The sequence below is a fragment of the Acetobacter nitrogenifigens DSM 23921 = NBRC 105050 genome (assembly GCF_000429165.1).
Lineage (GTDB): Bacteria > Pseudomonadota > Alphaproteobacteria > Acetobacterales > Acetobacteraceae > Acetobacter > Acetobacter nitrogenifigens.
The window spans coordinates 414,143-439,953 of record NZ_AUBI01000001.1 but is presented as its reverse complement, the minus strand read 5'-3'; the positions used below and the strand labels follow the sequence as shown (position 1 = coordinate 439,953).

Annotated in this window: 25 protein-coding genes and 1 tRNA gene; 12 read left to right on the top strand and 14 right to left on the bottom strand. The window is 59.3% G+C overall.

From position 1 onward, the window contains the following. Positions 1–18 precede the first annotated feature (18 nt). Positions 19–951 (top strand): hypothetical protein, encoded by a 933-nt coding sequence (locus tag G442_RS23795; RefSeq protein ID WP_146882092.1) that lies wholly within the window; start codon positions 19–21, stop codon positions 949–951. 499 nt (positions 952–1,450) lie between these two features. Further along, the gene (locus G442_RS0102025) at positions 1,451–2,539 is read left to right on the top strand and encodes an acyltransferase family protein (protein ID WP_084440291.1); all 1,089 of its coding nucleotides are present in this window, start codon (positions 1,451–1,453) and stop codon (positions 2,537–2,539) included. 50 nt (positions 2,540–2,589) lie between these two features. Here G442_RS0102025 and proB read toward each other — a convergent pair whose 3' ends face one another. From proB to rplU, 4 genes are all read right to left on the bottom strand, one after another. Further along, positions 2,590–3,741 carry a glutamate 5-kinase gene (gene proB, locus G442_RS0102020; protein WP_051291812.1) on the bottom strand — a complete coding sequence of 384 codons (1,152 nt, stop codon included), beginning with the start codon at positions 3,739–3,741 and terminating at the stop codon, positions 2,590–2,592. Further along, positions 3,738–4,760 (bottom strand): GTPase ObgE, encoded by a 1,023-nt coding sequence (gene obgE, locus G442_RS0102015; protein ID WP_026396641.1) that lies wholly within the window; start codon positions 4,758–4,760, stop codon positions 3,738–3,740. Before obgE ends, proB begins: the two co-directional genes overlap by 4 nt. Before the next feature lie 122 nt (positions 4,761–4,882). Then, on the bottom strand, positions 4,883–5,152 hold the full coding sequence (gene rpmA / locus G442_RS0102010; protein WP_026396640.1) for a 50S ribosomal protein L27: 270 nt from the start codon (positions 5,150–5,152) through the stop codon (positions 4,883–4,885). Positions 5,153–5,204: 52 nt separating this feature from the next. Continuing rightward, positions 5,205–5,519, bottom strand: coding sequence for a 50S ribosomal protein L21 (gene rplU, locus G442_RS0102005; protein WP_026396639.1), 315 nt, complete (start codon positions 5,517–5,519; stop codon positions 5,205–5,207). Positions 5,520–5,756: 237 nt separating this feature from the next. Here rplU and G442_RS0102000 point away from each other — a divergent pair. Further along, positions 5,757–5,845: transfer RNA gene (locus tag G442_RS0102000), tRNA-Ser, on the top strand. Between the two features lie 106 nt (positions 5,846–5,951). On the opposite strand, the gene G442_RS0101995 is transcribed toward G442_RS0102000, so the two are convergent. Continuing rightward, positions 5,952–6,860 (bottom strand): LysR family transcriptional regulator, encoded by a 909-nt coding sequence (locus G442_RS0101995; RefSeq protein ID WP_026396638.1) that lies wholly within the window; start codon positions 6,858–6,860, stop codon positions 5,952–5,954. A gap of 105 nt (positions 6,861–6,965) precedes the next feature. Here G442_RS0101995 and G442_RS0101990 point away from each other — a divergent pair, with 105 nt between their 5' ends. Both G442_RS0101990 and G442_RS0101985 read left to right on the top strand, forming a co-directional pair. After that, the gene (locus G442_RS0101990) at positions 6,966–7,676 is read left to right on the top strand and encodes an RraA family protein (protein ID WP_035376008.1); all 711 of its coding nucleotides are present in this window, start codon (positions 6,966–6,968) and stop codon (positions 7,674–7,676) included. Between the two features lie 46 nt (positions 7,677–7,722). Continuing rightward, positions 7,723–9,057, top strand: a complete 1,335-nt coding sequence (locus G442_RS0101985) for a 2-hydroxycarboxylate transporter family protein (RefSeq protein ID WP_026396636.1) — start codon at positions 7,723–7,725, stop codon at positions 9,055–9,057. 380 nt (positions 9,058–9,437) lie between these two features. Here the strand turns inward: G442_RS0101985 and G442_RS0101980 are convergent, their stop codons facing one another. Then, positions 9,438–10,283, bottom strand: coding sequence for an oxidoreductase (locus tag G442_RS0101980; protein WP_026396635.1), 846 nt, complete (start codon positions 10,281–10,283; stop codon positions 9,438–9,440). Positions 10,284–10,332: 49 nt separating this feature from the next. Here G442_RS0101980 and G442_RS0101975 point away from each other — a divergent pair, with 49 nt between their 5' ends. Then, on the top strand, positions 10,333–10,929 hold the full coding sequence (locus G442_RS0101975; protein WP_026396634.1) for a TetR/AcrR family transcriptional regulator: 597 nt from the start codon (positions 10,333–10,335) through the stop codon (positions 10,927–10,929). A 183-nt stretch (positions 10,930–11,112) separates the two neighbouring features. Here the strand turns inward: G442_RS0101975 and G442_RS23785 are convergent, their stop codons facing one another. After that, a complete protein-coding gene (locus G442_RS23785) occupies positions 11,113–12,135 on the bottom strand; it encodes a 2OG-Fe(II) oxygenase (RefSeq protein ID WP_051291809.1) in 1,023 nt (340 codons plus the stop codon). 207 nt (positions 12,136–12,342) lie between these two features. Beyond that, the gene (locus tag G442_RS0101965; protein WP_026396633.1) at positions 12,343–13,242 is read right to left on the bottom strand and encodes a LysR family transcriptional regulator; all 900 of its coding nucleotides are present in this window, start codon (positions 13,240–13,242) and stop codon (positions 12,343–12,345) included. A 125-nt stretch (positions 13,243–13,367) separates the two neighbouring features. Between G442_RS0101965 and G442_RS0101960 the strand changes: the two genes are divergently transcribed. Continuing rightward, positions 13,368–14,081 (top strand): SDR family oxidoreductase, encoded by a 714-nt coding sequence (locus tag G442_RS0101960; protein ID WP_026396632.1) that lies wholly within the window; start codon positions 13,368–13,370, stop codon positions 14,079–14,081. A 255-nt stretch (positions 14,082–14,336) separates the two neighbouring features. Here G442_RS0101960 and G442_RS23780 read toward each other — a convergent pair whose 3' ends face one another. After that, entirely contained in the window at positions 14,337–14,891 is a 555-nt protein-coding gene (locus tag G442_RS23780; RefSeq protein ID WP_051291808.1) for a GNAT family N-acetyltransferase, read from the bottom strand. A gap of 246 nt (positions 14,892–15,137) precedes the next feature. On the opposite strand from G442_RS23780, the gene G442_RS20440 reads away from it, so the two are divergent. Next, positions 15,138–16,409 (top strand): cation:proton antiporter, encoded by a 1,272-nt coding sequence (locus G442_RS20440; RefSeq protein ID WP_051291807.1) that lies wholly within the window; start codon positions 15,138–15,140, stop codon positions 16,407–16,409. A gap of 19 nt (positions 16,410–16,428) precedes the next feature. On the opposite strand, the gene gluQRS is transcribed toward G442_RS20440, so the two are convergent. Beyond that, positions 16,429–17,364 carry a tRNA glutamyl-Q(34) synthetase GluQRS gene (gene gluQRS, locus G442_RS0101945; RefSeq protein WP_026396631.1) on the bottom strand — a complete coding sequence of 312 codons (936 nt, stop codon included), beginning with the start codon at positions 17,362–17,364 and terminating at the stop codon, positions 16,429–16,431. 159 nt (positions 17,365–17,523) lie between these two features. On the opposite strand from gluQRS, the gene G442_RS0101940 reads away from it, so the two are divergent. Further along, complete coding sequence (locus G442_RS0101940; RefSeq protein ID WP_026396630.1) at positions 17,524–18,084, top strand: HNH endonuclease; 561 nt, start codon at positions 17,524–17,526, stop codon at positions 18,082–18,084. Positions 18,085–18,360: 276 nt separating this feature from the next. Here the strand turns inward: G442_RS0101940 and G442_RS0101935 are convergent, their stop codons facing one another. The 3 genes from G442_RS0101935 to G442_RS0101925 form a co-directional block, all read right to left on the bottom strand. Continuing rightward, complete coding sequence (locus G442_RS0101935) at positions 18,361–18,681, bottom strand: hypothetical protein (protein WP_051291806.1); 321 nt, start codon at positions 18,679–18,681, stop codon at positions 18,361–18,363. Between the two features lie 118 nt (positions 18,682–18,799). Then, the gene (locus G442_RS0101930) at positions 18,800–19,006 is read right to left on the bottom strand and encodes a heavy-metal-associated domain-containing protein (protein ID WP_026396628.1); all 207 of its coding nucleotides are present in this window, start codon (positions 19,004–19,006) and stop codon (positions 18,800–18,802) included. Positions 19,007–19,144: 138 nt separating this feature from the next. Further along, positions 19,145–21,520, bottom strand: a complete 2,376-nt coding sequence (locus G442_RS0101925; protein ID WP_026396627.1) for a heavy metal translocating P-type ATPase — start codon at positions 21,518–21,520, stop codon at positions 19,145–19,147. 291 nt (positions 21,521–21,811) lie between these two features. On the opposite strand from G442_RS0101925, the gene G442_RS0101920 reads away from it, so the two are divergent. The 3 genes from G442_RS0101920 to G442_RS0101910 are packed head-to-tail and all read left to right on the top strand — an operon-like array spanning position 21,812 to position 23,560. Next, positions 21,812–22,408 carry a TadE/TadG family type IV pilus assembly protein gene (locus G442_RS0101920; protein WP_051291863.1) on the top strand — a complete coding sequence of 199 codons (597 nt, stop codon included), beginning with the start codon at positions 21,812–21,814 and terminating at the stop codon, positions 22,406–22,408. Next, a complete protein-coding gene (locus tag G442_RS20435; protein WP_051291805.1) occupies positions 22,405–22,941 on the top strand; it encodes a TadE/TadG family type IV pilus assembly protein in 537 nt (178 codons plus the stop codon). Before G442_RS0101920 ends, G442_RS20435 begins: the two co-directional genes overlap by 4 nt. A 40-nt stretch (positions 22,942–22,981) precedes the next feature. After that, entirely contained in the window at positions 22,982–23,560 is a 579-nt protein-coding gene (locus tag G442_RS0101910; RefSeq protein WP_084440289.1) for a GNAT family N-acetyltransferase, read from the top strand. A 66-nt stretch (positions 23,561–23,626) separates the two neighbouring features. Here the strand turns inward: G442_RS0101910 and G442_RS0101905 are convergent, their stop codons facing one another. Continuing rightward, a complete protein-coding gene (locus G442_RS0101905) occupies positions 23,627–25,585 on the bottom strand; it encodes an OPT family oligopeptide transporter (protein WP_026396624.1) in 1,959 nt (652 codons plus the stop codon). Positions 25,586–25,811 lie beyond the last annotated feature (226 nt).

The following is a 25,811-nucleotide window of genomic DNA, read 5'->3' as shown; positions in this document are numbered from 1 at the left end:
GTTCAACGGTGGTCGGCATTGGCTGCCGGTCCCGCCGACCCGCGTCGTTACGTGAAGCTTTCCCTCAATCAAGCGTTCTGTCGGAGCTTTTCCCTCTCGATGTCTCCAGTTCTTCCCGAATGGCTGCCTCTCTGGGCGCAACTGCTCATTCTGGTCGTGGGCGCGGTGTTCGTGCTCGCGTTTCTGCTGATGCCGTTCGCCGTTTTCGGCCTGAAGGGGCGACTGGCCGAGATTGAGCTGCAGCTTGAGGACGTACGGAGCGATCTTCGTGTGATCGCGGCTCGCTTGTCGGGCGGAGAGATTCCTCGTGACCGTGTCAGAGCGATTGGTGGCGCCGTCGAATGGACGCCACCTGCACATGTTGGAGGAAAGCCTGAGCCGGAATTTCGACCTGCGTCGTCAGCAGGCGGCTCTCTGCCGGAGGCTCCTTCCGACGCCAGGCAAGCGGCGCCTTCGCCGCGACCCGATCCTGCGACGTCGGTCAACGCACTCGCCGCTGCTCAGCGTGCTGCCGGGCATGATGTGGGGAAGGTGGTTGACGCCTCGGATGTACGCCGCGACGTAAATTTCTTTCCAACCAATCGGGCGGACGATCTGGGGAATGCCCTTCCTCGTGATAGCCAGGGCGACGGCGCCGATGGGTCTCAGGTCATTCGCGCCACCGATGCTTACGAAGCGCGGGTGACGCTTCCGCCTGAGCCGCAGTTGCGGAGCGAAATTCGAGGTGAATTTCGAGGCGCGGCCGCTGCTGACCCGCAACGTGTCTTCAGCGGAGACAGGCGCATGCCCTGGCATGAGGAACAACCGCCGGGCGGGCCGCAGCGTGGTTTGTCCAGCGGGTCGCCGCTCGGCGGCGGAGGGGATGAAATCAAGCGTTCTGCCCCAGGTGGACGTTCAGAACCTGTTCTGCGTTGGCCGTCGCGGCGTAACGACGAGCCTGCGCCCAGATAGGTCGCGCGTTGAGGTGGGCGTGATGGCGTTCCGCTGTGTGACGGGGATGGTTCCGAATTTTTGATTGCGGGCGTTGGATGCGTTCCGTTTGGGGCATTCAGCGCTCCAGTGGAATTGTCGCGGTCCCGCGCTTGTGTCTGCATAGCATTGGAACGCAGTCGACCCTACTCGTGGGGGTAATGGGTTGCGACGATCCTTGATGTGTGTTTTGAAATTCGATTTTTATTTATATAATTAAGGTTCATTATAAGATTATTATTTTTTATATTTCTACTTATATTATATAATTACTTTATTATAAAATCTTGTCTTGTGAAATCTTAAAAAATACCTCTGGGTAAAATTTGAATATAATTTCGGAATAAACGCAACGGATTAAATGCGCATTTAAGTTAAATAGAAACAAAAAGACACGATGAATCATTAATATTAACGGTAATTTTTTTTGATACAAAAGCTCTAGTCGATTACAGTCGAAATTCGATTCGATTGGGTTGTTATGAGCCAAAAAGTAAAAAGAGAGTACTACTACTATCTCGATTTTATGAGATTTGTATGTTCTCTATGCGTGATATTGCATCACAGCTTTCAATATCTCACCACATATCCATATCTCAATCACACGCATGTCGTAGTCGATTTTTTTATCATGCTGGGTGGGTTCGTGGCGACTAACGCCGACGAACCGAAACTCGAAAGTGGACGGATAACGTTTCGAGATTTTGTCCGACATCGATTCCTGCGATTGTTTCCGTTGATGTCGGTGGGTGTTTTCTTGGGATCAGTATTTTTTATCCTGACGCACCATGATTTTCGTCTTCCATTGATCGCTCTTGTCTTCGCGTATGCGGTGCTCAATCTTCTTATTATACCAAGACTTTTTGGGGATTATTATATAAAAGAAGACAATGCGGTTATTTCAAATCCGCCGTTATCTACGATTATATATCAGACGACGATTACCTTCATCTGGGCTCGGTGGTTTGTCGGGTGTCGCACCCGCAACGTCGCTGCCATCGTGACGATTTCCGGCGTGTTGTTCGCGATTTCTGCATATTTTACTAAAGAGTTGAACGTTGGCTGGGGTGGGCCTCACGCGATATGGGGTTATTTGAGGACGTTTTACGATTTCTTCGCTGGAGTGCTTATATACCGGCTACGTAGGTATATTCCGACATCGAAGGTTATACCTTTCTTCTCGTTTTTCGTGATTATCGTTATCATATTCCCACCATTTTCGTCGGTTTTGTGGAAAATATTTACTTTTTATGTGATGCCGCCTTTGGCGCTCATATGCGGAGTTTCCGCTCGTGGCCAGCATATCGTGTATGGCGACAAATGGTTTGGCCGTTTGTCATATTCGAATTACGTAACGCACTGGCTGGTCTTATACGTAATTGCTCTTGCTATCCCCAATACAAACAACTTCGCCGCAGTTGGCCTCGCGGTTGTTCTATCGGTAACGGTCGCATTCCTGACGATGAAATATTACGATATTCCGATATCTGCATGGGTGAACAAAAAGTTCGACCACAAGCGTAGAGAACCGTTGATATCTTCGCGCGGCCGGCAGGACGTTGAGGCGTAACAGCGGAGCACGCGGCTCCGTACGTCCCTTTCAGCTCATCGGGATCGGTCTCAGTCGAGGATCAAGTCATCGCGGTGGATGAGTTCGTCACGGCCTTGCCAGCCCAGAATCGATTCAAACTCATCAGATCGCTTTCCGGCGATCCTGCGTGCGTCCTCTGCTGAATATGAGCATAGGCCGCGACCGATTTCTGATCCGTCCTGGCTTAGAACGCGCACGAGATCGCCTCGGTTAAATTCGCCCTGAACGGCTTTGACGCCGACCGGCAGCAACGATCCGCCTTCGTTCAGCGCCCGGATCGCGCCGTTGTCGATCGTAAGGTTGCCAGATGGCGTCAATCCACCGGCGATCCAGCGTTTGCGGGCGGAGCGGCTGTCCGTGCCGGGGAGAAACCACGTGCAACGCGCGCCGTCCCGCAGCGCGGCCAAGGGATGCTCGCGTTTGCCCAAGGCGATCGCCATGGCGCAACCGGAATTCGTTGCGATTCGCGCGGCAAGCAGCTTGGTCCGCATGCCGCCGGAGGAGTAGCCGGGCGGGGGCGCGCCGCCCATGGCGTCTATCTCGGGGGTGATGGCGTTGATGGTGGGCAAGTGGCGGGCGTCCGGATCGACGCGTGGATCCGCCGTGTAAAGGCCATCAATGTCAGACAGCAGGATGAGTTGATCTGCGTTGATCATCTGCGCGACGCGCGCGGCCAGCCGGTCATTGTCGCCGAATCTGATTTCGGCCGTCGCGATCGTGTCGTTTTCGTTGATCACCGGCACGCAGCCGAGCCCGAGCAGGGTGTCCAGCGTTGCGCGCGCATTGAGATAGCGGCGACGATCTTCGGTATCGTCGGGGGTAAGGAGTAACTGGGCGGCGGTGAGGCCTCGCTCCGACAGTACAGCGCTCCACGCCTGGGCCAGACGGATCTGGCCAACGGCTGCGGCGGCCTGTTTTTCCTGCAACCGTAACGCGGGTCGAGTTAGTCCCAGCGAATGACGGGCGAGGGCGATGGCTCCGGACGAGACGAGAACGACTTCGGTTCCGGCCGCGCGCAGAGCGGCGACGTCATCGGCGACGCTGGCGAGCCAATCCGTGCGCGGCGCCGCGCGGTCCGGATCGACGACGAGGGCGCTGCCGATCTTTACGACGACGCGCTGTGCGGCGCTCAGGGCGGGACGTCGCGCGTCATGCGTCCCAGCGTCGCCGGTGATGCTCATTCCGCCTCTTCGGCGGCGCGTTCCGCGCGCGCATTCTGAACGTTTGTAAACAGATCGCGCAGAAGCTCCGGCACGCCTTGCCGCGAAACGCCAGAAATCACCATTACCTTTGCGCCGCTGGCGCGTTCCAGCGCCCGTTTGCGTCCGGATATCTGCTGCGGCGTCATGGCGTCGCACTTGTTAAGGGCAATGACTTCAGGTTTTTCGGCCAGCCCGCCGCCATAGGCCTCAAGTTCGTTGCGAATGGTGCGCCACGCGTCCACCACGTCGCCAGCGGCGCCGTCGATCAGGTGCAGGAGCGCCGCGCAGCGTTCCACATGTCCCAGGAAGCGATCGCCGAGGCCGGTTCCTTCGTGCGCGCCTTCGATCAGGCCGGGGATGTCGGCGATCACGAACTCCTCGGTCATCGACAGGCGCACGACGCCGAGCTGGGGGTGAAGCGTGGTGAAAGGATAATCGGCGATCTTGGGGCGCGCGGCGGATGTCGCTGCAAGAAAGGTCGACTTACCGGCGTTGGGAAGGCCGACGAGGCCAACGTCGGCGATCAGCTTGAGGCGCAACCATACCCAGCGCTCTTCGCCCGGCCACCCTTTGTCGGAGCGCCTCGGCGCGCGGTTGGTGCTGGTCTTGTAGTTCGCGTTGCCAAAACCGCCGTCGCCGCCGGTGCAGAGCGTTACGCGCTTGCCGGGTTTGTCCAGGTCGGCAAGCAGGGTTTCGCGGTCGTCGTCCATGATCTGCGTGCCAACAGGCACCTGAATGACGACGGCGGGCGCGGCTGCGCCGGTGCGGTCTGATCCGGCTCCATTGCCGCCCTTTTTCGCACGGAAATGCTGCGTGTAGCGAAAGTCAATCAGCGTGTTGAGATTGGCGACGGCTTCGAAAATGATGTCGCCGCCACGTCCGCCGTTACCGCCGTCGGGGCCGCCGAATTCGATGTATTTCTCGCGTCTGAACGCGGTGACGCCGTCGCCGCCGTCACCGGACCGAACGTAAATCTTGGCTTGATCGAGAAACTTCATCACCGTCTTCCGACATCTCGCCGCAAATGGCGGATGCAAAAGGGGCCGACCCATGCGGATCGACCCCTGTCACTAGTCTGGTCGCTGATCCGTATGCGGGTTTCACGCCCGCACAGGACCAATCACTCTGCGGCGAGCGGAAGAGCCTCGACCGACACATGAACGCGATCGTCGCCGCGACGCGAGAAGCGCACTGCGCCGTCGACGAGGGCGAACAGCGTGTGATCGCGGCCGACGCCAACGTTGGTGCCCGGCTTCATCTTCGTGCCACGCTGGCGGACGATGATGTTTCCGGCGATAACGGCCTCTCCGCCGAACTTCTTGACGCCGAGGCGGCGGCCGGCGCTATCGCGTCCGTTACGTGACGAACCGCCTGCTTTCTTTTGTGCCATGAACTTTGCTCCTTACTGATGCTGGCTCTGCTCGATCCTCCGTGGGAGGAGATCAGGCCGCGACGATCTCGCTGATACGCAGGACGGTGACCGGCTGGCGGTGTCCGTTCTTGCGGCGGCTGTTCTGGCGGCGGCGCTTCTTGAAGATGATGATCTTCGCAAGGCGGTCCTGAGCGATGACGGTGGCCGTCACCTTGGCGCCGGGGACAAGGGGAGCGCCGATCGTCGTGCCGGCTTCGCCGCCGACAGCGAGGACGTCTTCGAACGTCACGGTGGCGCCAGCCTCAACCTCAAGCTTCTCGACCTTGAGCACGGCGTTCGGCGTTACGCGATACTGTTTGCCGCCTGTGCGGATGACTGCGAACATAATAAACTCGTCTCTTCTCGATCAATCGACGTCTCGCGGCGTGTTGGCGCAGGCGATCGGTCCAGTCGCTTTTTCTCGTTGGCCGTGCGTCACGGCTGGCTCCGCCTTCTTTGAGCGGAGTGGGCTTTTAAGCGCTGGAGCCTGCTTTCGTCAACCGGAATCACATGGTTGAAAAAAGGGCCTTGTCTCCAATCACGCAGACGCATATGTAAGCGCCACCGCGTCGCCGGAAGCGACGGAGAGGTGCCAGAGTGGTCGATTGGGACGGTCTCGAAAACCGTTGTGCCTTATGGGTACCGTGGGTTCGAATCCCACCTTCTCCGCCAAATTTACCTAAATCGCTAACACAGAGCGTCTATATCGCTTCTTTGGGTCGATGTCGGACGTTCAGTCGCGGCTTTGTCTTCGTGGCGAGAAGTCATTCTCGCGCGCCTACGGCGAGTGGACAAAATTCGGCGCCTCGCTCTCCATTAGACTGACAAACCTCAACACGGCGGGAGGCAGCGCTGTCCCTCCGGTTGTGAGGCCAAGCTTCCTTTGCATGGTAAGCGTTTCGATCGGCAGTTCTTTCAGGTAGGGTGCCTGTAGCTGCCGGCCCAGAATATGACGGGAGACAAAGCAGACCAATCCGCTGTGAGCGATCATTGGCAACAGTAATGGCGTCGCGTTGACTTCCATGCGCGCTTTGGGGGGCGGCAGTCCGTAAGTCTTAAATCGTTCATCCAGCCACACGCGGCTGGCCACCTGCTGCACCGGCAATACCCATTGCTCGTCTGCGAGATCTGCAATGCTGACATTTTTGCGTCGAAAAAGGCGGTGTGTCTGGGTGGCGGCGATTACGACCGTGTCCGTAAGCAGCGGGTGGCTGCTGAATTCTTCGTCTGCGTCTGTTACGAGCCCGAGGATAGCGTCGATGTTCCCGTGCCGCAGTTCGTCGCGCAGGATGTAGTTCATGCCGACTGTAATCGTCACTTTTACGTTCGGCATATTGCGAGTGAGAATTTCGCAAACGGCGGGCAGCATTAATTCCGACATGACAGGGCCACAACCAATTCTGAGAACGCCTGCGCCGCCTGCTGCAAACTCCTGAATTTCGCGCAGTGCGTTGGTGGTCATCAGGTTGAGCCGACGCGCTTGCTGCAGGAGGGCGTCCCCTACGGCGGTCAGTCTTATGCCTCGTCCTTCACGCTCGAAGAGCCGCGCTCCAATGGCGCTTTCGAGCCGCCTGACGCATTTGCTAAGCGCTGGCTGGCTAAGGTGCAATTGTTCGGCTGCGAGGCGCAGATGCCCGAGTTCGGCGATTACCTCAAAGTAGCGCAGGTCTCGAGAGTCGACGTTCATCTGATAGCTCTGGGTAATTGATTGCGGAAAATTATTGAATAGATGTTTTGTAAACGCGGCGCTTATCCTTGGCCAGTTTTTCGGTGAAAAGCAGTGCAGGAGCCCATGGACATCTTACCATCTCTCAACCAGCAAGCTGAGTGGCCGCCTGGCTGGCGCATCCTTCCTAATGGAGCGTCGATTGCATGCGAGGTTATCGATGCGTGGCGCACAATTCCGGTCGCGGTGGCGGGGGATTGCATGGGACGGAGCATAGGCGCGACCGGGCTGCGGCAGTATCATCCTGATCTTGCAACGGTGATGTGTGGGCGTGCTGTCACTGTCCGCACCCGTCCAGGCGATAATCTCGTGATTCATAAAGCCATGCTTATGGCGAACCCGGGCGACGTTATCGTGATTGATGCAGGCGGGTCAGTGGAGCAGGCGATCGTTGGCGGTTTGATGCGTACTACTGCGATCGCACGTAAACTCGGCGGGTTCATCGTGGATGGCGCAGTTCGTGATCTACTCGAATGGCAGGAAGGGGGCATGCCGTGTTTCGCGCGCGGCCATACCCATCGCGGGCCCAGCAAGGATGGCCCGGGCGCGGTCAACATCCCGATCAGTTGTGGGGGACTGGTGGTGCAGCCGGGTGATCTGATTCTGGGCGATGCTGACGGAATTCTCGCGATCCCGGCGAATGAACTGTCGGGCCTGATGCCCAAGGTGCAGGAACACCTTGAGCGGGAGGCCGCCATTCGCGAGACGAATGCTCAAGAAGGCGGAAATGCCGATCGCATCAATGCGCTTCTGCGTAGTAAGGGGTTGAATATATGATGCTCGCCTAGATTGATCGTTGTGAAATAAAAACAAAAGATAAAAAATGCTAAAAAATAAAACGCATCTCAAAGAGACATCACTTGAAATGATGCCGTTCTGGCGGCGCGTGGCGAACTTTCGGGTCGTCATCATGCCGCTTCCAGTTTTTTTAATCGCCGCTATATGCATGGTTGTTTTCATCATCAGGGGCGTAATATCCAGCGATCTGTGCATTATGGCGGTTGTATTGGCTGTCTGCTCCTACCCCCTTGCGGAGATCGGGCATCGTGTTCCCGGCTTGAGATCTATCGGGGGAGCGGTGATCCTGAACACGTTCCTTCCGTCCGCGATGGTGTTTTACGGCCTTCTCCCGCACACACTCGAGAAGGCCATCGGCGTTTTTTACAAGCAGAGTAATTTTCTATATCTTTTTGTTACGGCAGTGGTCGTTGGCAGCATCTTTGCGATGGACCGGAAGACTCTGTTGGCAAACATGTTGAAGATATTGACTCCGTTAGCCATCGCCTCTGTCGCGGCTGGCGTAGTTGGCATGATCGTGGGGCTGGCGTTCGGGATGGACGCACGGCACGTGTTGTTTTTTATCCTTGTGCCAACCATGGCCGGGGGCGTTGGCGAGGGGGCAGTGCCGCTTGCCATCGGATATGCGGCTATAACGCATGGGTCTGAAAGCGACATAATAGGAGGCCTGCTTCCAATCGTCGCCATGGCCAATATCTGCGCAGTCGTAATAGCCGGGCTGTTGAATTCAATCGGTGAAAGAAGACCCACTCTTTCGGGAAATGGACAACTTCTTATCGCAAATTTTGAAAATCAGGCGCTGGATCCGGATCATCGCGCTATGCTGCTCTCTGATCCGGCGCGCGTCGCGACGTCTGGTTTGGCCCTTGTCACTCTGTATGCGGTTTCATCCGCTCTTGATCACGTTCTCAAGTTCCCTGCGCCTTTGATCATGCTCTTTCTTGCTGTCGTTCTTAAAGTTGCGAAGCTGATACCCAGCGGCATGGAACAAGGTGCTCACTGGGTTTATCGTTTTTTTGCAACCGCCTGCACTTATCCGTTGATGTTTTGCATCGGCGTAGTGCTGACGCCCTGGAAACCGCTTGTGGCGGCAGTTTCGCCGGCCATCTGCGCTACGGTCGCATGCACCGTTGTTACTTTGGCGGGAGCGGGTTTTGCGATGGCACGGTATTTTCGGATGTATCCGGTTGAAGCCTCCATGATCATGACGTGTCACGCAAGTTCTGGCGGGGCGGGGGACATCGCCATTCTGAGCGCAGGGCAGAGGCTGTCCCTGATGGCCAGCGCGCAAGTGTCCACAAAAATTGGTGGATTTGTTACCGTTACCTTGGCGTTGCTGGCTTTCTCCAGGTTAAATTGATTTTCCGCGCAATGTTTTGTGCGGACCGTGGCTACAGTAGTGCGATGCGCTTCGGTATGACGATCTCGAAGATAATTGTGTAAGTGGCGGCATGCACGCATGAGCACAGTCCTCAATCTCTCACGACTTTTCACTGCGCCTGATCCAGGCGGAACGGCGCTTGAAAGCCCGAGCCTAGACAGAGTTACATAACCGCGGTCAAGGGCTGAGATATGAGACGTCTGTCAGATCTCGTCGCACCATGAAGCCGAATATTCGATGGCGCCATATTGTTTTGACGTTGGAGATGAACGAATGGTGAGCATACTTGGTGGTTTCGCAGTGGCCTCACGCTGGATCGTTAGTTTCAACATACTCGCGCCGTCGTTTTACAAGCGCAGCTATGACGTGAAGCTGGTGGATCGTGAGAGGTCCTCCCATTCTGTTATTTCGTCTTTCATGCTTTCCAGCTTTCTTTCGACAAGCGACAGGGCGTCTTCTCCGAGGAAGAGGCGCGTCGGAGGGGTGGGCGCTTCCACCAACGTCAACAAAGCCTGCGCCGCCTTTGCCGGATCTCCGGGCTGGCGCCCGCTTTTGGCAATACGTGCCGAGCGCAAGGGGTTCATGACATCGTCATAATCCGCGATGCTTCGGGCGGCCCGATCCATGGAGCGTCCTGCCCAGTCGGTGCGGAACTGACCGGGCGCCAGCGCTGTCACTTTTATGCCCAGACCCGCGACTTCCTTGCTCAACGCTTCGGAAACGCCTTCAAGAGCGAACTTGCTGCCGCAGTAAAGACTCAGCCCCGGCATGGTGATGAAGCCGCCCATTGAGGTCACGTTGACGATGTGCCCCTTGCGTCGGGCGCGCATGCCGGGCAGCACCGCCTTGATCATCGCGATCGGCCCAAACACGTTTGCGGCGAACTGACGCTGTGCGTCGTCCATCGACGATTCTTCCAGAGCGCCTTCCTGCCCATACCCGGCGTTGTTAACAAGCACATCGATTGGACCCGCCTTGCGTTCCGCATCAGCCACAGCCTGCGGAATGGCGTCGAAGCAGGTCACGTCCAGCACAAGGGGATAGGCGCGATCAGGGGCGAGAGCGGAAAACGCCTCGGCGTCCGTGTCTTTGCGCACGGTCCCTATAACCTGGTGTCCGGCCTGAAGAGCCGCTTCAGCGAACGCTCTGCCAAGACCGGAACTGACGCCCGTGATGAGAAAAGTTCTGGCGGTGGCTGCTGTCATGATCTAACTCCATACGGAGGAAAACTATATCATGATATAAATATGAACCATGGCAGTTAGCAAGACCCAAAGCGTGTCCGGCAGCAAACGGGCGGATGCGAAACGGCAACACGTGCTTGATGCAGCCGAAGGCCTGCTTCGGGACGGCAAGGCTGATTTCTCTATGCGTGACCTTGCGTCCCGCGCAGAGGTCAGCTTCGCCACGCCGTTCAACCAATTCGGTAGTAAGGCGGCGATTATGCATGCTCTTTCCGCGAGAAGGATCGCCGCGATGCGGACGCGACTCTCCGAAGCGCCCGCAGATCTGGGCGCTGGAGAGCGTGTTCTGCTGGCCGTCGACACGGCTGTCGCTGTCATGCTGGAGGCGCCTGCCGTCAATCGGACCGTTATGGGATGGCTTGGCGCGGCTGGGCCGGTGGCCGGGGATGTGTGGACGCATTCAGCGGCGCTCTGGAAGCAGGCGCTTGGCGCTGGCGCCGGACTGTCGATAACAGGCCAACCGGAGGCGTTGAGTCGGCTCGCGGGTCATCTCGCTTTCGGGTTTCGCGGCGTGTTGTCCTTCTGGACTGCCGGAGAAATGTCTGACGACACGCTGAGGCTGCATGCGCGGGAGACAGCCGAAGCCTTGTTGAAGGGATTGCATTGATCGTTCTGCGCTGAACGTGAGCTTTGTGAGGCCTGACGTCTGGGTAAGGCGATAACACATAGCTATCGCGTCGAAGGCTTCTCTGTCGCGTATCTCAGCGTCGCGCTCTTCAGAGGACGGAGGCCTCCCCGAACATGATTGCGCCGGAAAGGGTTGAATAAATTTATTCTGTATAATGAACGTTCAAGTTAAAAACAGGAGAAGAGCGAAGCGGCGACCTTTCGTGATAGGCGTCACGACGTGCATGAGCGAGCAGGAAAATGCGATCGCTCCTGTTGCGGGTGGGCGGTACAGCGTGCCCGTGTATTCCGGAAATCCGATATATCCACCTTCATACTCATCGTTTAAATTGATAGAGATCGCAAATTTCCTGTCACGCGTGTGTGTCAGCGTGTTGTCTCGATGCGGATCGAAACGACCACCAGTGGCGGCGTCGTAGCAGGCGACGACCAGCCGTTCGATTCCGTGCATATCGAACTGATAGGCGCGCTTCAGTTCTGGCGCCACGCGCGCGGCCAGACGTTTGATGACCAGGTTGCGAAGGCGTTCGGGAATCTCTGAATCAGTGCGGCTCTTGCGGGTGTTGTCATGGTCGTGCGCCGCTTGTCCGCCTATTTCTGTTTGTGCGGGGGAGGCGTAGCGATCGCCCAGAAGATGAGTTTCGATCAACTCCTGGCACAGGGAGGGTTCAATCACGCTTTCCATAAGCAATGCCGGAGGCGGCGTCTGGCGGTTGTAATGCGCGAGATCCGGCGGCAGGTATCGAGCCAGTTCCACCATCGTGCGCGCGCCGACCATATCGTCCGGAAATGACTGGGCGTAGAGCAACTTCAGGCGCGGGTTAGCGACGAACCACAGGCTGTCTGACCGTTTTTCCGAAACGCCGAAAGCATGGTGCAAGGCGAGATCGTCATCCAGCAGGATGCGCACGGCGTCCCCTAACGCACGAAGTTCAGCGTTGAGTGTGTCATTTCCACCCGGCAACACAACGAAGAGCAGATGGGTGACGCCGTCTGTCTGCGCAGACAGTGTCCTGACCGCGTTTATCAGGGTGCTGTCGTCAGCTGTCGTCGTCTGCCCTTGCAATCTGGGAAAGCAAAAAAAAGAAAAGCGACCGCCTGCGGCTTCTATGCGAAATGGCGCTCCTGTGTGTGCGCATAACGGAGCGAGCCAGGGCAGGGGATCTCCCTTTTGCAAAGTGCTCATCCGACCGAACGCCTCCCTGAGCGTGACGCTATCGTTTGCATAATACGCGCTGTCACGTTGCCTCTTGATATCATGTTAAGAGCAAGATGAATTGAAAAATAGCTATTTGAGCAAGGAATAAGTACGCAATGAATCGCGATTATTCCTTGTTTCAAAATAAAATCAAATGATGGAATGCCGCCTGAAGCCGGTAACTGCCAGCATCGTCTATGAAGACGTTTTGCATGCCGCCATGAGTTTCTGGCGCAACCAGCGATGGCCCGGGTCGCTGTCGAGGCGCGGATGCCACATGGCGCTAATCGCGAGTTCCGGCGTTGATACGGGGAGTTCGAACCGCTGCAGGCTGTGAGCCTGTTTGTCGAGACTTGAGTTCGGCACGAGCGCGATCAGGTCGGAGTTGCGCGCGATGTTCAGCGCATCGAGAAAGCTTGGCACGATCGCTACGACCTCGCGGCGGAGGCCTAAATCCCGCAGGGCGTCGTCCACCGGTCCTTTCGATGCGCCTCGGCGTGAAGCGACGACGTGCCTGCATGCGGCGTATAGCTGCGGCGTAACCGGTTTTCCGAGCAGTGGGTGATTCTTGCGTGCAACGCCAATGAAGCGATCGCGGAAGATAAGTTGACTCTTCATTTCCGGAGCGGACGCGCCCGTCGTTCCGATTTCGAGATCAATCGTTCCGTCGCGCAAGGGCGTTGCGTCCTTGTCGGGCTTGGGAACGAAGCAGAGGCGAACAAGCGGGGCGGCTTTGGCGATTTCCGCGACGAGCGCGGGGGCGAACAATGTGACGAACCCGTCGTTGGCGCGGATTTTGAACGTGCGGTCCAGTAACGCTGGCTCCACCTGGCCCAGAGCGGGCGTAAGCACTGTGCGCGTTTCCTGCGCGAGAATGTGGACGCGTTCCGCCAATTGCTCGGCATAGGGTGTCGTCACGAGCGAACGCCCTGCCTGCACCAGCAGGGCGTCGCCCGTGGCGACGCGCAGGCGCGCGAGCGTCCGACTTGTCGCTGATGGACTCAGGCCGAGGCGCCTAGCCGCAGCCGTGACGCTGCGTTCGGTCAACAGCACGTCGAGAGCGTGAAGCAGGTTCAGATCAATGGTCTTTGGCATGGCTGAAGGATAAGCGCGTCAGCCTGATCGGCATAGCGTTCCATGCAATCATAGTTTGCATGTCGTGCGTCTGGCGCTTGCGGTGGAGAGGTACACATTGGGGGCAGGACAAAAGGAAGCTCGGCATGACAACAGCACTCTGCGATCAACCCGGAACTCTTCTCCTAGTCGGCGCATCACGTGGCCTTGGGCTGGCTATGGCGTCCGAATTCGTTGCTAAAGGCTGGCGTGTCGTCGGAACTGTGCGCGGAGACGGAATTACAGGCTTGCACGATCTCGCCGACCGGTACCCCGCTCAGGTGACGATAGAAGACCTCGATATTACCGACGCCGCCCAGATATCAGCTTTAAGCAGCAGGTTGTCAGGGGAGGTCTTCGACATGCTGTTCGTCAATTCTGGCACATCCAACCGCAATCAGGCTGAGACGATCGCGGAAGTCTCGACGGACGAATTCGTGCGAGTCATGCTCACCAACACGCTTGGCGTCATGCGCGTGATCGAGGGGCTTCAGGATCTGGTGCGTCCCGCCGGATTGATCGGGGTCATGTCGTCGGGGCAGGGAAGTATTGCCAATAATGTAAAAGGTGGTCGTGAGATTTACCGAGGAAGCAAAGCTGCGTTAAATCAGTGCATGCGCAGCTACGCTGCCCGGCATGCCGCTGATCAGCGTGCGCTGGTGCTGATGGCGCCGGGTTGGATACGCACCGAACTGGGAGGTCCGGAGGCGCCTTTTGGTATCGAAGAGACTGTTCCGAAATTGGTCGATACGTTAATTGGACAGCCGGGTAAGCCGGGGTTGCGCTTCATTGATCGTAATGGAGAAAGCGTGCCGTGGTAAACGTGTGTCGCAATTTTTATGAATGCGACATGATGTGAGGTTCGATGATTTTTAAAATATAACATTATTTTCATAATGAATTTCAAATTTATTTAAATATGGAACAATGAATCATTGTTGGTTGCAAATGGCGATCGGGAGATCCACTTCGAACGTATTCTGCGAGAAGATGGTGAGCAATTCTGCAATCTGTTCAGCGTAGTGGTCAATGTTTCTGATGATAATTAAATACAAAAAATATGCTGTTGAATTATTTCATGACGATTGAAGGCTTTTTGTCCACTCATGCCGCAGGATGGCGTATCCGACTTCGTCATGCCATAGCCCTGCGAGAAATCGACTTTCGACGGTTTGGCTTTCAAGCCGCATACCCAGTTTTCGCATCACTCTGCGAGAGGTTGCGTTGGCTGCGAGACATTGTGCAGTGAGTCGATGCATTTTGCGCGCGGTGAAACACCATGCGACGAGCGCTTTCGCAGCCTCCGTGGCATAGCCCTGTCCCTGGCATGAGGCGCTCATCCACCAGCCCATGTCGCCTTTTTCAGGATTGTCCTCGGAAATAAAGACGCCGACTTCGCCGATAAGGCCCGGATTGTGTCGTGGTTCGATGGCGAACATGCGCCAGCCGAAAGCGTCGGGAGCGAGTTGTGACTGGGAGTGGAGAAAGTTTCGGGCGGAGGTTTCGCTCGTAATTTCCATCATTTGCGCGGCAAGCGCCGAAGGTTCGTTACGGTAGGCCAGATAGCCGGAAAGATCCTCGATCGTGGGCGTGCGCAGCGTCAGGCGTTCTGTGAGGATAGGTGGAATCATGGTTTTTATTGAATCCGATTAGCGTTTGAGTCTTCGTCATCTGTATGGGTAGGTTATAAAAAAACGAGAGACTGCTTCGTGAGCGACCAGATTTACACGGAGGCCGCATCTGCAAACATGCTGAGCGCTGTCTCCTTCAGACGAAGCTCCTGCCTCAATCAAAATACCATACCGTCTTATACCGAATTTGCATAACAGGCTTGGCGTCACTACGTTGTCCGGCCGATAGGTGAAAAAGGACGCGCAATGACCAACATTACTGCGCTTATCAGCGACGCTGCGCTCTTCGTACTCCTGCCGTGGGCGCTTTGGCGCTTGCTGCAAAAGACGTTGCCCATAGCAGTGTTGCCAATCCTTGTGGGAATTCTGCTGGCGGTCTGGCATGTGCCGGTACAGAAATATGGCGTGCCGTCGCTTTACGGTAACGACATCGGGTGGGTGGCCGTCCTCGTGCTTGCGTTCACCGCGGGGCTCGAGATGTGGCAGCACCCAGGAGAGGGCGACGGAAGTCATGCTCTTCCGTCGCCGTCGCTCAGACGTCTGCTTGGCGGGGCGGCTGTCGCGCTGGGCGGGCCGTTTCTGATCGGCTCGATTCTGGCGTACGAGTTTTTTCTTCCTCTGCACGGGTGGCGTGCGCCTCACGCAACTCCGGGGATCGCGGCGGCGGCGATCGGTCTGTGTATCGCGGTGAGCGCCCTGCCAGTTCTCATCGGCGTTGTGCGAGAGCTTGAGCCCGCGCAGCGCCCGCTGGGACAACTGGCCTTGAAACTTGCGGTAGTTGACGATGCGGCCTTGTGGATCGGCCTGGCGGCCTTGCAGTTCGCAGCCAAGGGAACGGCGGCGTTGCATGGCTGGACAGGGTTGGAGTTTGTCGCTGTCGGCTTGCTTGTTGGTCTCGCTACTGCGGGAAACTGGGCGTCCCGGCATTACCGTAACCCGCCATCGTGGGTTATCTGGGCGACGGTGCCTGTCTATCTGGCGGCGGGGTCGTGGGCGGGGATGCAGCTTGGTCTGCATGAACTGATCGGCGCGTATTTCGCTGGAGCGATCATGCCGCCGAGTTGGGTGCGTCGTCTGCCGGTCGAGTGGGTCGGCACATTCTCGCTGTTCTGGCTGGCGCCGATGTTCTTCGGACATAGCGGCCTGCGTATCGACGGCGACGCCCTGACTTGGCCGTCGGTCATCGCCTCCCTGATGTTGGTCGCAGTGTCGATCGTCACCAAAATTGCGGCGGTTTATGTGTATCCGCCCGCAGCCGGTCTCAGCAGGCGTCAGGCTTTGAGTATTGGAGCGCTGCTGCAATGCAAGGGCCTGATGGAGATTGTAGCGGCCACCATTCTGCATGGGCAGGGCATGTTGTCGGAGTTCGCTTTCGCCTCTCTGATGGTGCTTGCCGTTATTTCGACGACCCTGACCGGGCCGCTGTTTCGCCTGTTTGCGCCCGGCGGGCGGAAAGTGCGTTCTTCTGACACGACGGGCGGGGGGATGCTGGCGCCGTCCACACAGACGACGCGCTGAACGCGCCGCGCTTCTCGCGCTACGGGGGAGTTGTTACAGGGCCCGGACTTCCTTCCGAAGACGCGGCGTGCCTCGCCATCTCCATAACGGCTTCCGGCGTCATGCCGCTTTCACGCATGGCCCGGATCGAAAGAGCCCCGTCACGCTTCGCGAGCCGCTTTCCGTTCTGGTCGCATAGCAGCGGGTGGAACGCGTAGACCGGCTCAGGCCATCCCATCAGTGTTTGCAGGAGGCGGTGGACGTCCGTGGCGGAGCGCAGGTCCTCCCCGCGCGTCACCAGCGTCACGCCCTGAGCCGCGTCGTCGTGCGTGACGCAGAGATGATAAGATGCGGGCGTGTCCCTGCGGGCCAGAATGACGTCGCCAAATGCTTCCGGCTCGCACGCGCAGACGCTGCGCTTCAGATCGCGAAAGGTGAGGCGGCGTCGTTCTGCCCCGTAAGCGAGGGTGCAGGCGCGACGCATGTCCAGACGCAGGGCGTAGGGTTGGCCCGCGCCAATCCGCGCGGCGCGTTCGGTTGCTGTCAGGTTCCGGCATGTTCCGGCGTAGAGCAGTCCCCCGTCTGGCGCAGTATGGGGCGCGGAAGCGGAGCTCTGGGCCTCCCGCGCGATGTCGGCGCGGGTGCAAAAACAGGGGTAGAGCAGATCTCGCTCCTGCAGGGTTTCCAATATCGCGCGATACCGGTCCATGCGCTGTGACTGGCGCATCGGCGCGTCCCACCAACGCAACCCGAGCCATCCAAGGTCTTCCTCGGTCGCGGCGATAAACCGTTCCTGGCAACGCTGCGTGTCGATGTCCTCAATCCGTAACAGGAAGCGACCGTCCGGCTGGGCGTGTTCCCGAGCGAACAGTGCGGCCGCGACATGCCCGAGATGCAGTAATCCGGTGGGGCTTGGCGCGAAACGGGTGATCCAGCCGCCTGCCGGTGCCGTGAAGAAGGGAAAAACGCTTGCCATGAAATCGTCATAACCCGGAAATGCCCGGCTTTCTTGCCGTTTGCGAAAACATGCGCCTATAGTTCTTGCGAAGACCTCGACGACGCATCACCCAAGGCGTTCAGTTCCGAGTCCCGCCCTGGTGTTGCATGAGCCGTCTCCGAGAAAAGGACGCGCGCCTTGCCCGATGGCAGTATGCACTTTCCGTCTCTCGTCCTGAACGCAGATTTCAGGCCGTTGTCCTACTTTCCTCTGTCCTTGTGGTCCTGGCAGGATACGATCAAGGCGGTCTGTCTGGATCGTGTCGCTGTTCTCAGCGAGTACGACATGGAAGTTCGTTCGCCCAGCCGCAGTTTTCGGCTCCCGAGCGTAATCGCCCTGAAGGAATACGTACCGACCGCGCGGCGACCGGCCTTTACGCGTTTCAACGTGTTCCTGCGCGACAATTTTTCGTGCCAGTACTGTCACGAACGGTTCCCGACGCACGAACTGACGTTCGACCACGTCATTCCTCGATGCCGTGGCGGCCGCACGACGTGGGAGAACGTGGTTACGGCTTGCGGCACCTGCAATCTTCTCAAGGGTTCACATATGCCCGCTGAAATCCGGATGTTCCCGCGCAGGCGTCCGTCCCAGCCGAGCACATGGGAATTGCAGGACAATGGCCGGGCGTTCCCGCCGAATTACCTGCATCAGAGCTGGCGGGATTACCTTTATTGGGATGTCGAACTGGAAAGTTGACGGTTCTCGGAAAAGAGCGGCGGGCCGTCGGTGGGTAAGTAAACGACGGTGGATAATCTTTTTCCAGGCATGAACTGGCGTGCGTCACGCCAGCCTTTCGCACGCTGTGGGAGATCAGGGTCGTGGAAGGTTTTTTCGCCTTGATCCCGCCATAGCCAGACGCAGCACCGCGTCTTTCCCTTGGGAGCAACGGGTTTGTTCGGTGGTGAATCGCCGCGCAATCTGCGTTTCGGTTCAATCCCTTACGAATATCGGCCTTTGTCGCAGGCGTGTCGTCTAACGCGTATAGGTATATCCGTATTCGGCGGCCTGCGCTTGCAGGTCTGGCGCGTCCTTCAGGTTAAGCGGAATCGGCTTGGCGTTCTTCGCGCCGAAAATCATGTTCCCGTTGCTCATACGCTGACAGGTGTTTGCGGCGATGGGGAACGACACACGGGATTCCCCGCTCATCTGCGCCCGCAGGCACGACACGTCGGTATCGTTGATGCGGCGACCCATCTCCTTTGAGCAACCTGTGGAGAGCAGCGACAGCGCCGCGAGGGGCAGCAAGCGCAGGCGCGTGGTCCCGCGGCGCGCGGGCTGTTTCAAATGGGGCATGGTCCGCGGGCTCCTCAAAGACGCTTGCTGGATGTTGATGTGTGCCACGCGCGACGTCGTCCCTGAACAGGGTGGGCGGCAGGGCGGCTGCGTGCGCCCCGCATGGCGAGGCGGCGTCCTAGTTGACTTCGAACCCTGCGCCTTCGATGGCGGCGCGAAACGCATCGGGAGAGGTGAGTGAGGGATCGTAAACGACCGTGACCTGTCCTTGCTCAAGGGAGGGAGTGGCTTCGGTGACGCCTTCGATCGCGGAAAGCGCGCGCTTTACCGAGGACACGCATCCGTCGCATGTCATGCCCTGAACAAGAAGCGTATCTGTTTTCATGAATGGTTCTCCTCAAGCGCCATTGGCCGGGGACTGGACCGGGCGCGTGGCCATGGACCGGACGGCGCGGGCGCGCCTCCAGAGCGGTGTGGTTCGAACTTCGCGCCCGATGGGCAGGATGTCCAGTCCGGGCGGGCGTCAGCGCGCGTCTGTGATCCGCGCTGGACGCCACCGGTTCAGCAACAATGCGTTGCCCACGACCGATACGGAACTGAGGGCCATCGTAGCGCCCGAAACGATCGGGTGCAGCACGCCGAACGCCGCCAGAGGCACCCCCAGTCCGTTGTAGATGCAGGCGAAAAACAGATTCTGCCGGATTTTGCGCGAGGTTGCGCGTGAGAGAGTGATTGCATCGGCGATGGCCGTAAGACGCGACCGCATCAGCACGATCGCAGCCGTTTCCAGCGCGACGTCGGTCCCGGCGCCCATCGCGACGCCGATGTCGGCGGAGGCGAGGGCGGGGGCGTCGTTGATGCCGTCTCCGACCATGCCGACAAGGCCTTTACCGCCTGCGCGTTCGATCTCGGAGCGCGCTTTCTCCACCTCAGCAACCTTACCCTCTGGAAGAACGCCTGCGGCAATGTCGGCAAGCCCGACGCTCTCTGCGACGCGTCGTGCGGCGGTTGGCGAGTCGCCTGTCACCATCACCGGCCTGACGCCGAGATCGCGCAGCAACGCGATGGCGCTTGCGGCCTCGGGGCGTATTGCGTCGGCGACGGCGATCCAACCCAGTAAACGCCCGCCTCGCTCGACGCCGATGAGCGTCTCGCCAGAGGACTCGGCCTGCGCCGCTGCGCCCTCCAGCTTCACGTCAAGAAAGCGCGCTGATCCAAGGCGCGCCGTCACGCCGTCGATTTGGCCACTGACGCCATGTCCGGCGACAGCCTTGCCAGATGAAATGGCGTCGGGCGTTACACTGCGCCCCTCGGCGGCTTCCCGGACGGCCTTGGCCAAAGGGTGGGCTGAATCGGCCTCCAGCCCGGCGGCGAGAGCAAGCAGGGCGGCTTCATCGACGCCCGGGGCAGGGTACAGGCCGGTCACGCCGGGATGGCCTTCGGTCAGCGTGCCGGTCTTGTCCAGCAGCAGAACGGAGATACGCCCGGCCCGCTCAAGCGCCTCGGCCGAGCGGAACAGCAGGCCGGCGGCGGCGCCACGCCCTGCGCCGACCATGATGGCGGTCGGTGTGGCGAGGCCCAGCGCGCATGGACAGGCGATCACAAGCACGGCGACAGCGTTGACCAGAGCGGTCTGGAACGACCCCGTGACGGCCCAGCCGCCGCCGAGCGTAAGAGCCGCAATGACCAGTATGGTCGGCACGAAGATGGCCGCCACGCGGTCGACCAGTCTCTCGATCGGCGCTTTCGAACCTTCGGCCTGATCGACCATGCGGGTGATGCGGGCCAGCGCCGTGTTCGCTCCAACGGCTGTGGCCCGGACCCGAAGCACGCCGTCGCCGTTCACGGATCCGCCGCGAACCGGCTCTCCGGGGGCGCGCATTACGGGTATGCTTTCGCCGGTCAGCATCGATTCATCGACGCCGGATTCACCGGAGATAATATCTCCGTCGGTCGGAAACGCCTCGCCAGGACGCACGACGAACACGTCGCCGACGGTTAGCGATGTGGCAGGACGGTCCTGCACGCCGCGCCCGGTTTCGACATGTGCGGTCGCGGGCTGCAGACGTGCGAGGCGAGCGACGCCGGACGCCGCCTGATCCCGCGCGCTGGCCTCCATCAATCGGCCGGCTGTCACCAGCGTGAGCACTGTGGCTCCGGATTCGAACCACACCGGCGCGTCCAGCCCGAACACGGTGACAACGGCGCTCGCGAACCATGCGATGGTCGTGCCGAGAGCCACCAGCACGTCCATGTTCGCGCCGCCGCCACGCAAGGCGGCCCATGCGCCACAGTAAAATTTAAGGCCGAGCACGCCCTGCGCGATCGTGGCGAGAAGCAGGGAAAGCCACCTCGAAGGCATCACGCCGAGCGCAGGGATCATGCCGACCAGCAGCGGCAGCGTCGTCGCGACGCCGATCGCCAGTTCTATCCAGAGTTTGCGGCGCGCCTTCGCCCGTCGCTCTTCTCGTGCGGAATCATCGGCGCTCGCGAGGGTCGCGCTGAAGCCCGCCTGCCTGATGGCGGCAATCAGGGCTTCGGGCGTGGCGAGACCGGGGGTGAAGTCGACTTCGGCCTTGTTGGCCGCGAAATTGACGGAGGCGGCGACGCCGGGGAGTCGGTCCAGCACCTTTGTCACGCGGGTTGCGCAGGCGGCGCATGTCATGCCTTCTATGGCGAGCGACGCATGTTCCTTCGGCGCCGTGAACCCGGCCTTTTCAATCGCGCCAACGATATCCGTGACGGGAGCATGTTGCGCCGCCAGATTCACGGACGCGCGAGCTGAGGCGAAGTTGACGCGCGCTGTCACGCCGGGAAGCCGGTTGAGCACTTTTTCGACTCTTGTTGCGCAAGCGGCGCATGTCATGCCCTCGATCGGAACGGACAGGGTTTCGGACATGACGATCTCCGGAGGGCGCAGGCGACGCGCCACAGCTCAGGCGGGCGCAGGTCGTAAAGACCGGCGATATGGGACGCCCGGATGCAGCGTTCGCCCAACATAAGGTTATCGCGGAGGCGCGGCGCAAGACGAGGAGGGCAATAACCCGTCGTTAATACGAGAATGTCAGGGTCCTGCATCGAGCCGTCGTTCATCGGCCCGCCTGCGTCGAATCCGCGATGCCTGACCGATGGTTACGCGGCGATGTGAGCATGAACGTGTCTGCCTGATGCGCCGCCATGGATGGAGCCAGTGATCGAGGCCGTCAGACATTTACAGTCGTTAAGCGGGACGTTGATTCGGCGCTTCCGGGCGCAAATCAGGTTCGACGCTCTCAGACGCCCGGCGTTTCTGGCGGATCGCAGCGGGGCCGCAGCGGTAGAGTTCGCGATGGTCGCTCTGCCTTTCCTGACCTTGATTGTCGCCACAGTCGTCATCAGCTTCATCTACTTTTCGCAGGCTACCCTCGACGCCGTGGCGGAAGAAGCGTCGCGGCTTATCCTGACCGGGCAGGCCCCGGCCTCTGGTCAGGGATCGGCGTTCAAAAGCCTAGCTTGCGGGATGCTTCCGTCCTACATGACCTGCGACAATCTGATGGTGAATGTGCAGGCCGTCGCCAGTTACTCCGATATCGACGCCGCGGCGCCAAACATTACGTTCAACGCGTCGGGGCAGGTGTCAAACTCCTGGTCCTATGATCCCGGCGCGCCAGGCGGAATCGTTGTGCTCCAGCTTATGTATATGTTGCCGGTCATCAGCGGCATGGATGGTTTTTCGCCTTCGAACATGCCCAACGGGACGAAGCTTCTGGTCTCCACCGTGGTGATCAAGGTGGAGCCGTCGTCGTGACGTGGCGCGAGTTTCTTGTCGCGTTTCGTTCAGCCCGGAGCGGCGTCGCGGCGATCGAGTTCGCGCTGGCTGCGCCTGTGCTCATCCTCCTTATGGTGGGGGCTTACGAGCTTGAAGACGCGCTGACCGTCTCTCGCAAGGTCACGACTGTTGCGCATACGATCGCGAATCTTGCGACTCAGTACACGTCGATGAGCGACAGTGACGCCGATCTGGTTCTGCAGGCGTCGGAACTTGTGTTGCAGCCCTATTCGGTGGCGACGGCGCAATTGATTGTGTCAGAGGTCAGCGTCAGCACATCCGGCGATGCAACGATCGTATGGAGCAAGGGGCTGAATGCGACGCCGCGTGCGACCGGGTCTTCGGTGACTCTGCCAAGTGGCACGTCGACGACGACGAGCGCCGTCATTCTGGGTGAAGTGACCTATACCTACACACCGCCGCTTGCGAATTCGGTCATACCGAAGCTGACCATGTACCAGAGTCTGTATATGGCGCCGCGACAGTCATCGACGATTCCGCTGTCCAACTGACGTCGGTTGGGCGGTGAGGGTTCGAAAAGGCCAGCTTTTTATGAACCGATGGCCGCAATCGGAGACCGGATGCTGGTGCTCCTCTCTAAAGATAACCGTTTTATTTTTGAAATGGAGAGCGGCGCCTTACTATTGCGGCGTGATGAATGATCCGCTTTATACCCAGCTGAAATTAGGTCTGCTGGAACAGCTGCCGGTCCCGGTTTGGCCTGCTGGAAGTCGATTAGAACCCTTCGAGGCCGAGAAGCACAGCAAGTCCGCACATGCTCTTTTGACGGAAGCTTACAAAAACGGTGGCGGCCGTGTGGGAGACTTTGACCGCTGGTGGACTGCTTTACGCGACGATCCTGAGTATGAGCCGGCCCTTTTCTTCTTGGCGGCGGATGCGCGAGGAGAGATTATCGGGGTCGCCCATTGCTGGACATCTTCGTTTTTAAAAGATCTGGTGGTGGGCGAGTGGCGCCGAAGAGGTCTTGGCCGAGCGCTCTTTCTTCACGCCTGCAATGTTTTTCGTGATCGAGGAGCCACAAAGTTCGCTCTGAAAGTTGAGGACAGCAACCCCTCGGGAGCTGTCCAGCTGTATCAGCGATTGGGGATGTCAAAGGCCGATCAAGATTGATTGGTATTCAGATCAGAATTTTGCGCGTGCCGTTCACTCGGCGGACGCCATCCCCAACGCGGACGTTCAGGCGGTTTTTTGTGCAATGGAATCTTCGCGCTGCACCCGGCGAACAAACCAGATGCAGACGCCTATGAATGCGACGACGCCGATGATTGTGCCCCACTGGGCGAAACCCGGCCCGACGATCGCAAGCACGTCGTCTCGACCCGTAGCGCCGGAGACAGCAGCCATAGCCACGCCTGTCAAACTTTCGCCGACGATCAGGCCAGAGGCGAGCATCGTCCCGGCGCCCGCTTCCTTGTCCGCGCTTGCGCCGCGTCGTTTCAGCAACCATCCCAGAAAGGCGCCGACGGCGAGCGTCGTGGAGACCGACGGCGGCAGATAGAGGCCGATACCGACGGCGAGCGGTGGCAGGGAGAGTTTTCTGCGGCGCAGAAAACGGTCGACGATCACCAGAACAGCGCCGACGGCGAGCCCCGTCAGGATCATGCTCCAGTCCAGATTACGCTCGAAAATGCCGGATGCGATCATTGCGATGATCGCTGGCTGCGGCGCCGCCAGAGCGCGGGACGGATCCATGCCGGGACGCGGCATCGCGCCTGCGAAACCGTAGGCCTGATAGAGAAGGTTGAGGATGGGCGGGATGACCAGCGCCCCGATCACGCACCCGATGAGGAGCGCCGCTTCCTGCTTCCACGGAGACGCGCCGACCAGTTGCCCGGTCTTGAGATCCTGAAGGTTGTCGTTGGAGATCGCCGCCGACGCCACGATCGCCGAAAGCACGGCGATGGCGAATGCGATGGCGACGTGGTGGTGGTTCTCCGAAAAAATCGCGGGCGTCAGGCCCATGGCCTCAAGAAGGAGAAATATGGAGGAGATCAGCACGGTGGCGATGATTACGATGCCGGAGATAGGTGAGGACGACGACCCCACCAGTCCGGCCATGTAACCGCAGGTCGCGGCGGTCAGAAAGCCGAAGATGATCATGAATCCAGTGCCGACGATGACCGGCAGCACGACGGAATGCGTCGATGGCGCAAGAAACGAAGTGAGCGATGCGGCGAGAACAACGGTGACCCCGGCGCCGATAATGGCGATGGCGCGGGGGGAGAGGTCGCGTTCGTCCGGGTGCGCGCCGACCTTTGACGCCAGGGCGTCTCGCACGCCGCGAAGGACCGGCCCGGCGAGCTCCGCAAGTGTGCAGACTGACGCCAGCGCGATTGCTCCGGCGCCGATGAACCGGACCTTGTGGACCCACACGGAGGTTGCGAACGCCGCTGGAGCAAGATGATCGAGATTGGGCGTGTATGCGGTCAGGAGAGGCGTTGCGACCAGCCATGACAGTGCATATCCGACCAGCATGGCGACGCCGCCGGCGATGCCGACGAGATACCCGGCGCCAAGCAGCGCCAGAGAAAACCCGGTGGAAAGTTTGAAGACGGAAGAGCCCAGACTAAAAACCGCCGTTGCTCCGTCGGAGATAAGCCTCAGGCCGCCGCTGGCGAAGGAGAAGACGCCGGACGCCACGGCGCCGCTGATCAACATGGACAGGCTTCGTGCGTTGGCGCGCGCTCCATCGGCGGCGGAGCCGACGCGCAGGATTTCGGCGGCGGCGACGCCTTCCGGGTAGGGAAGCGGGCTTTCGTTCACCAGGGCTCGACGAAGGGGAATGGTGAAGAGCACCCCGGTCATGCCCCCGGCCGCAGTCAATCCGAACGTTTCGAGATACGGAAAATGCGCCCAGAAACCGAGCAGGACAAGAGCCGGGAAGGAGGCGAAAACGGTGGCTATGGCCACAGCCGCCGACGCCTGACTCTGCACCATATTGTTTTCGAGGATCGTTCCGCCGCCGAGCACGCGGAGCACCGCCATCGATATGACGGCTGCCGGGATCGACGAGGAGAAGGTGAGTCCGATCCGGAGCCCCAGGTAGGTGTTCGACGCCGTGAAAACAACGGTGATCAGGGCGCCGATGACAAGGCCGCGAAACGTCATCTCACGGGCGGAGGAAGATCGATCCATAAAGTCGTCCTGCAGGCGGCCCGGCTTCCTGTGCGGATGGGCCACGGGGTTGCGTCGGGCTGTCAGGCCAGACCGTATTAATGTGCGCCGAAGTCGATCCGGTCGCGTTATGCGCGTGAGTTGCGCAGGGATGCGACCATGATGGCCGATGTCCGTGGCCATGAAAATGACCCGCTTCTGTTTACAAGTGGCTTGCGCTCCGGATCGACCCGGAAATAGCCATGTT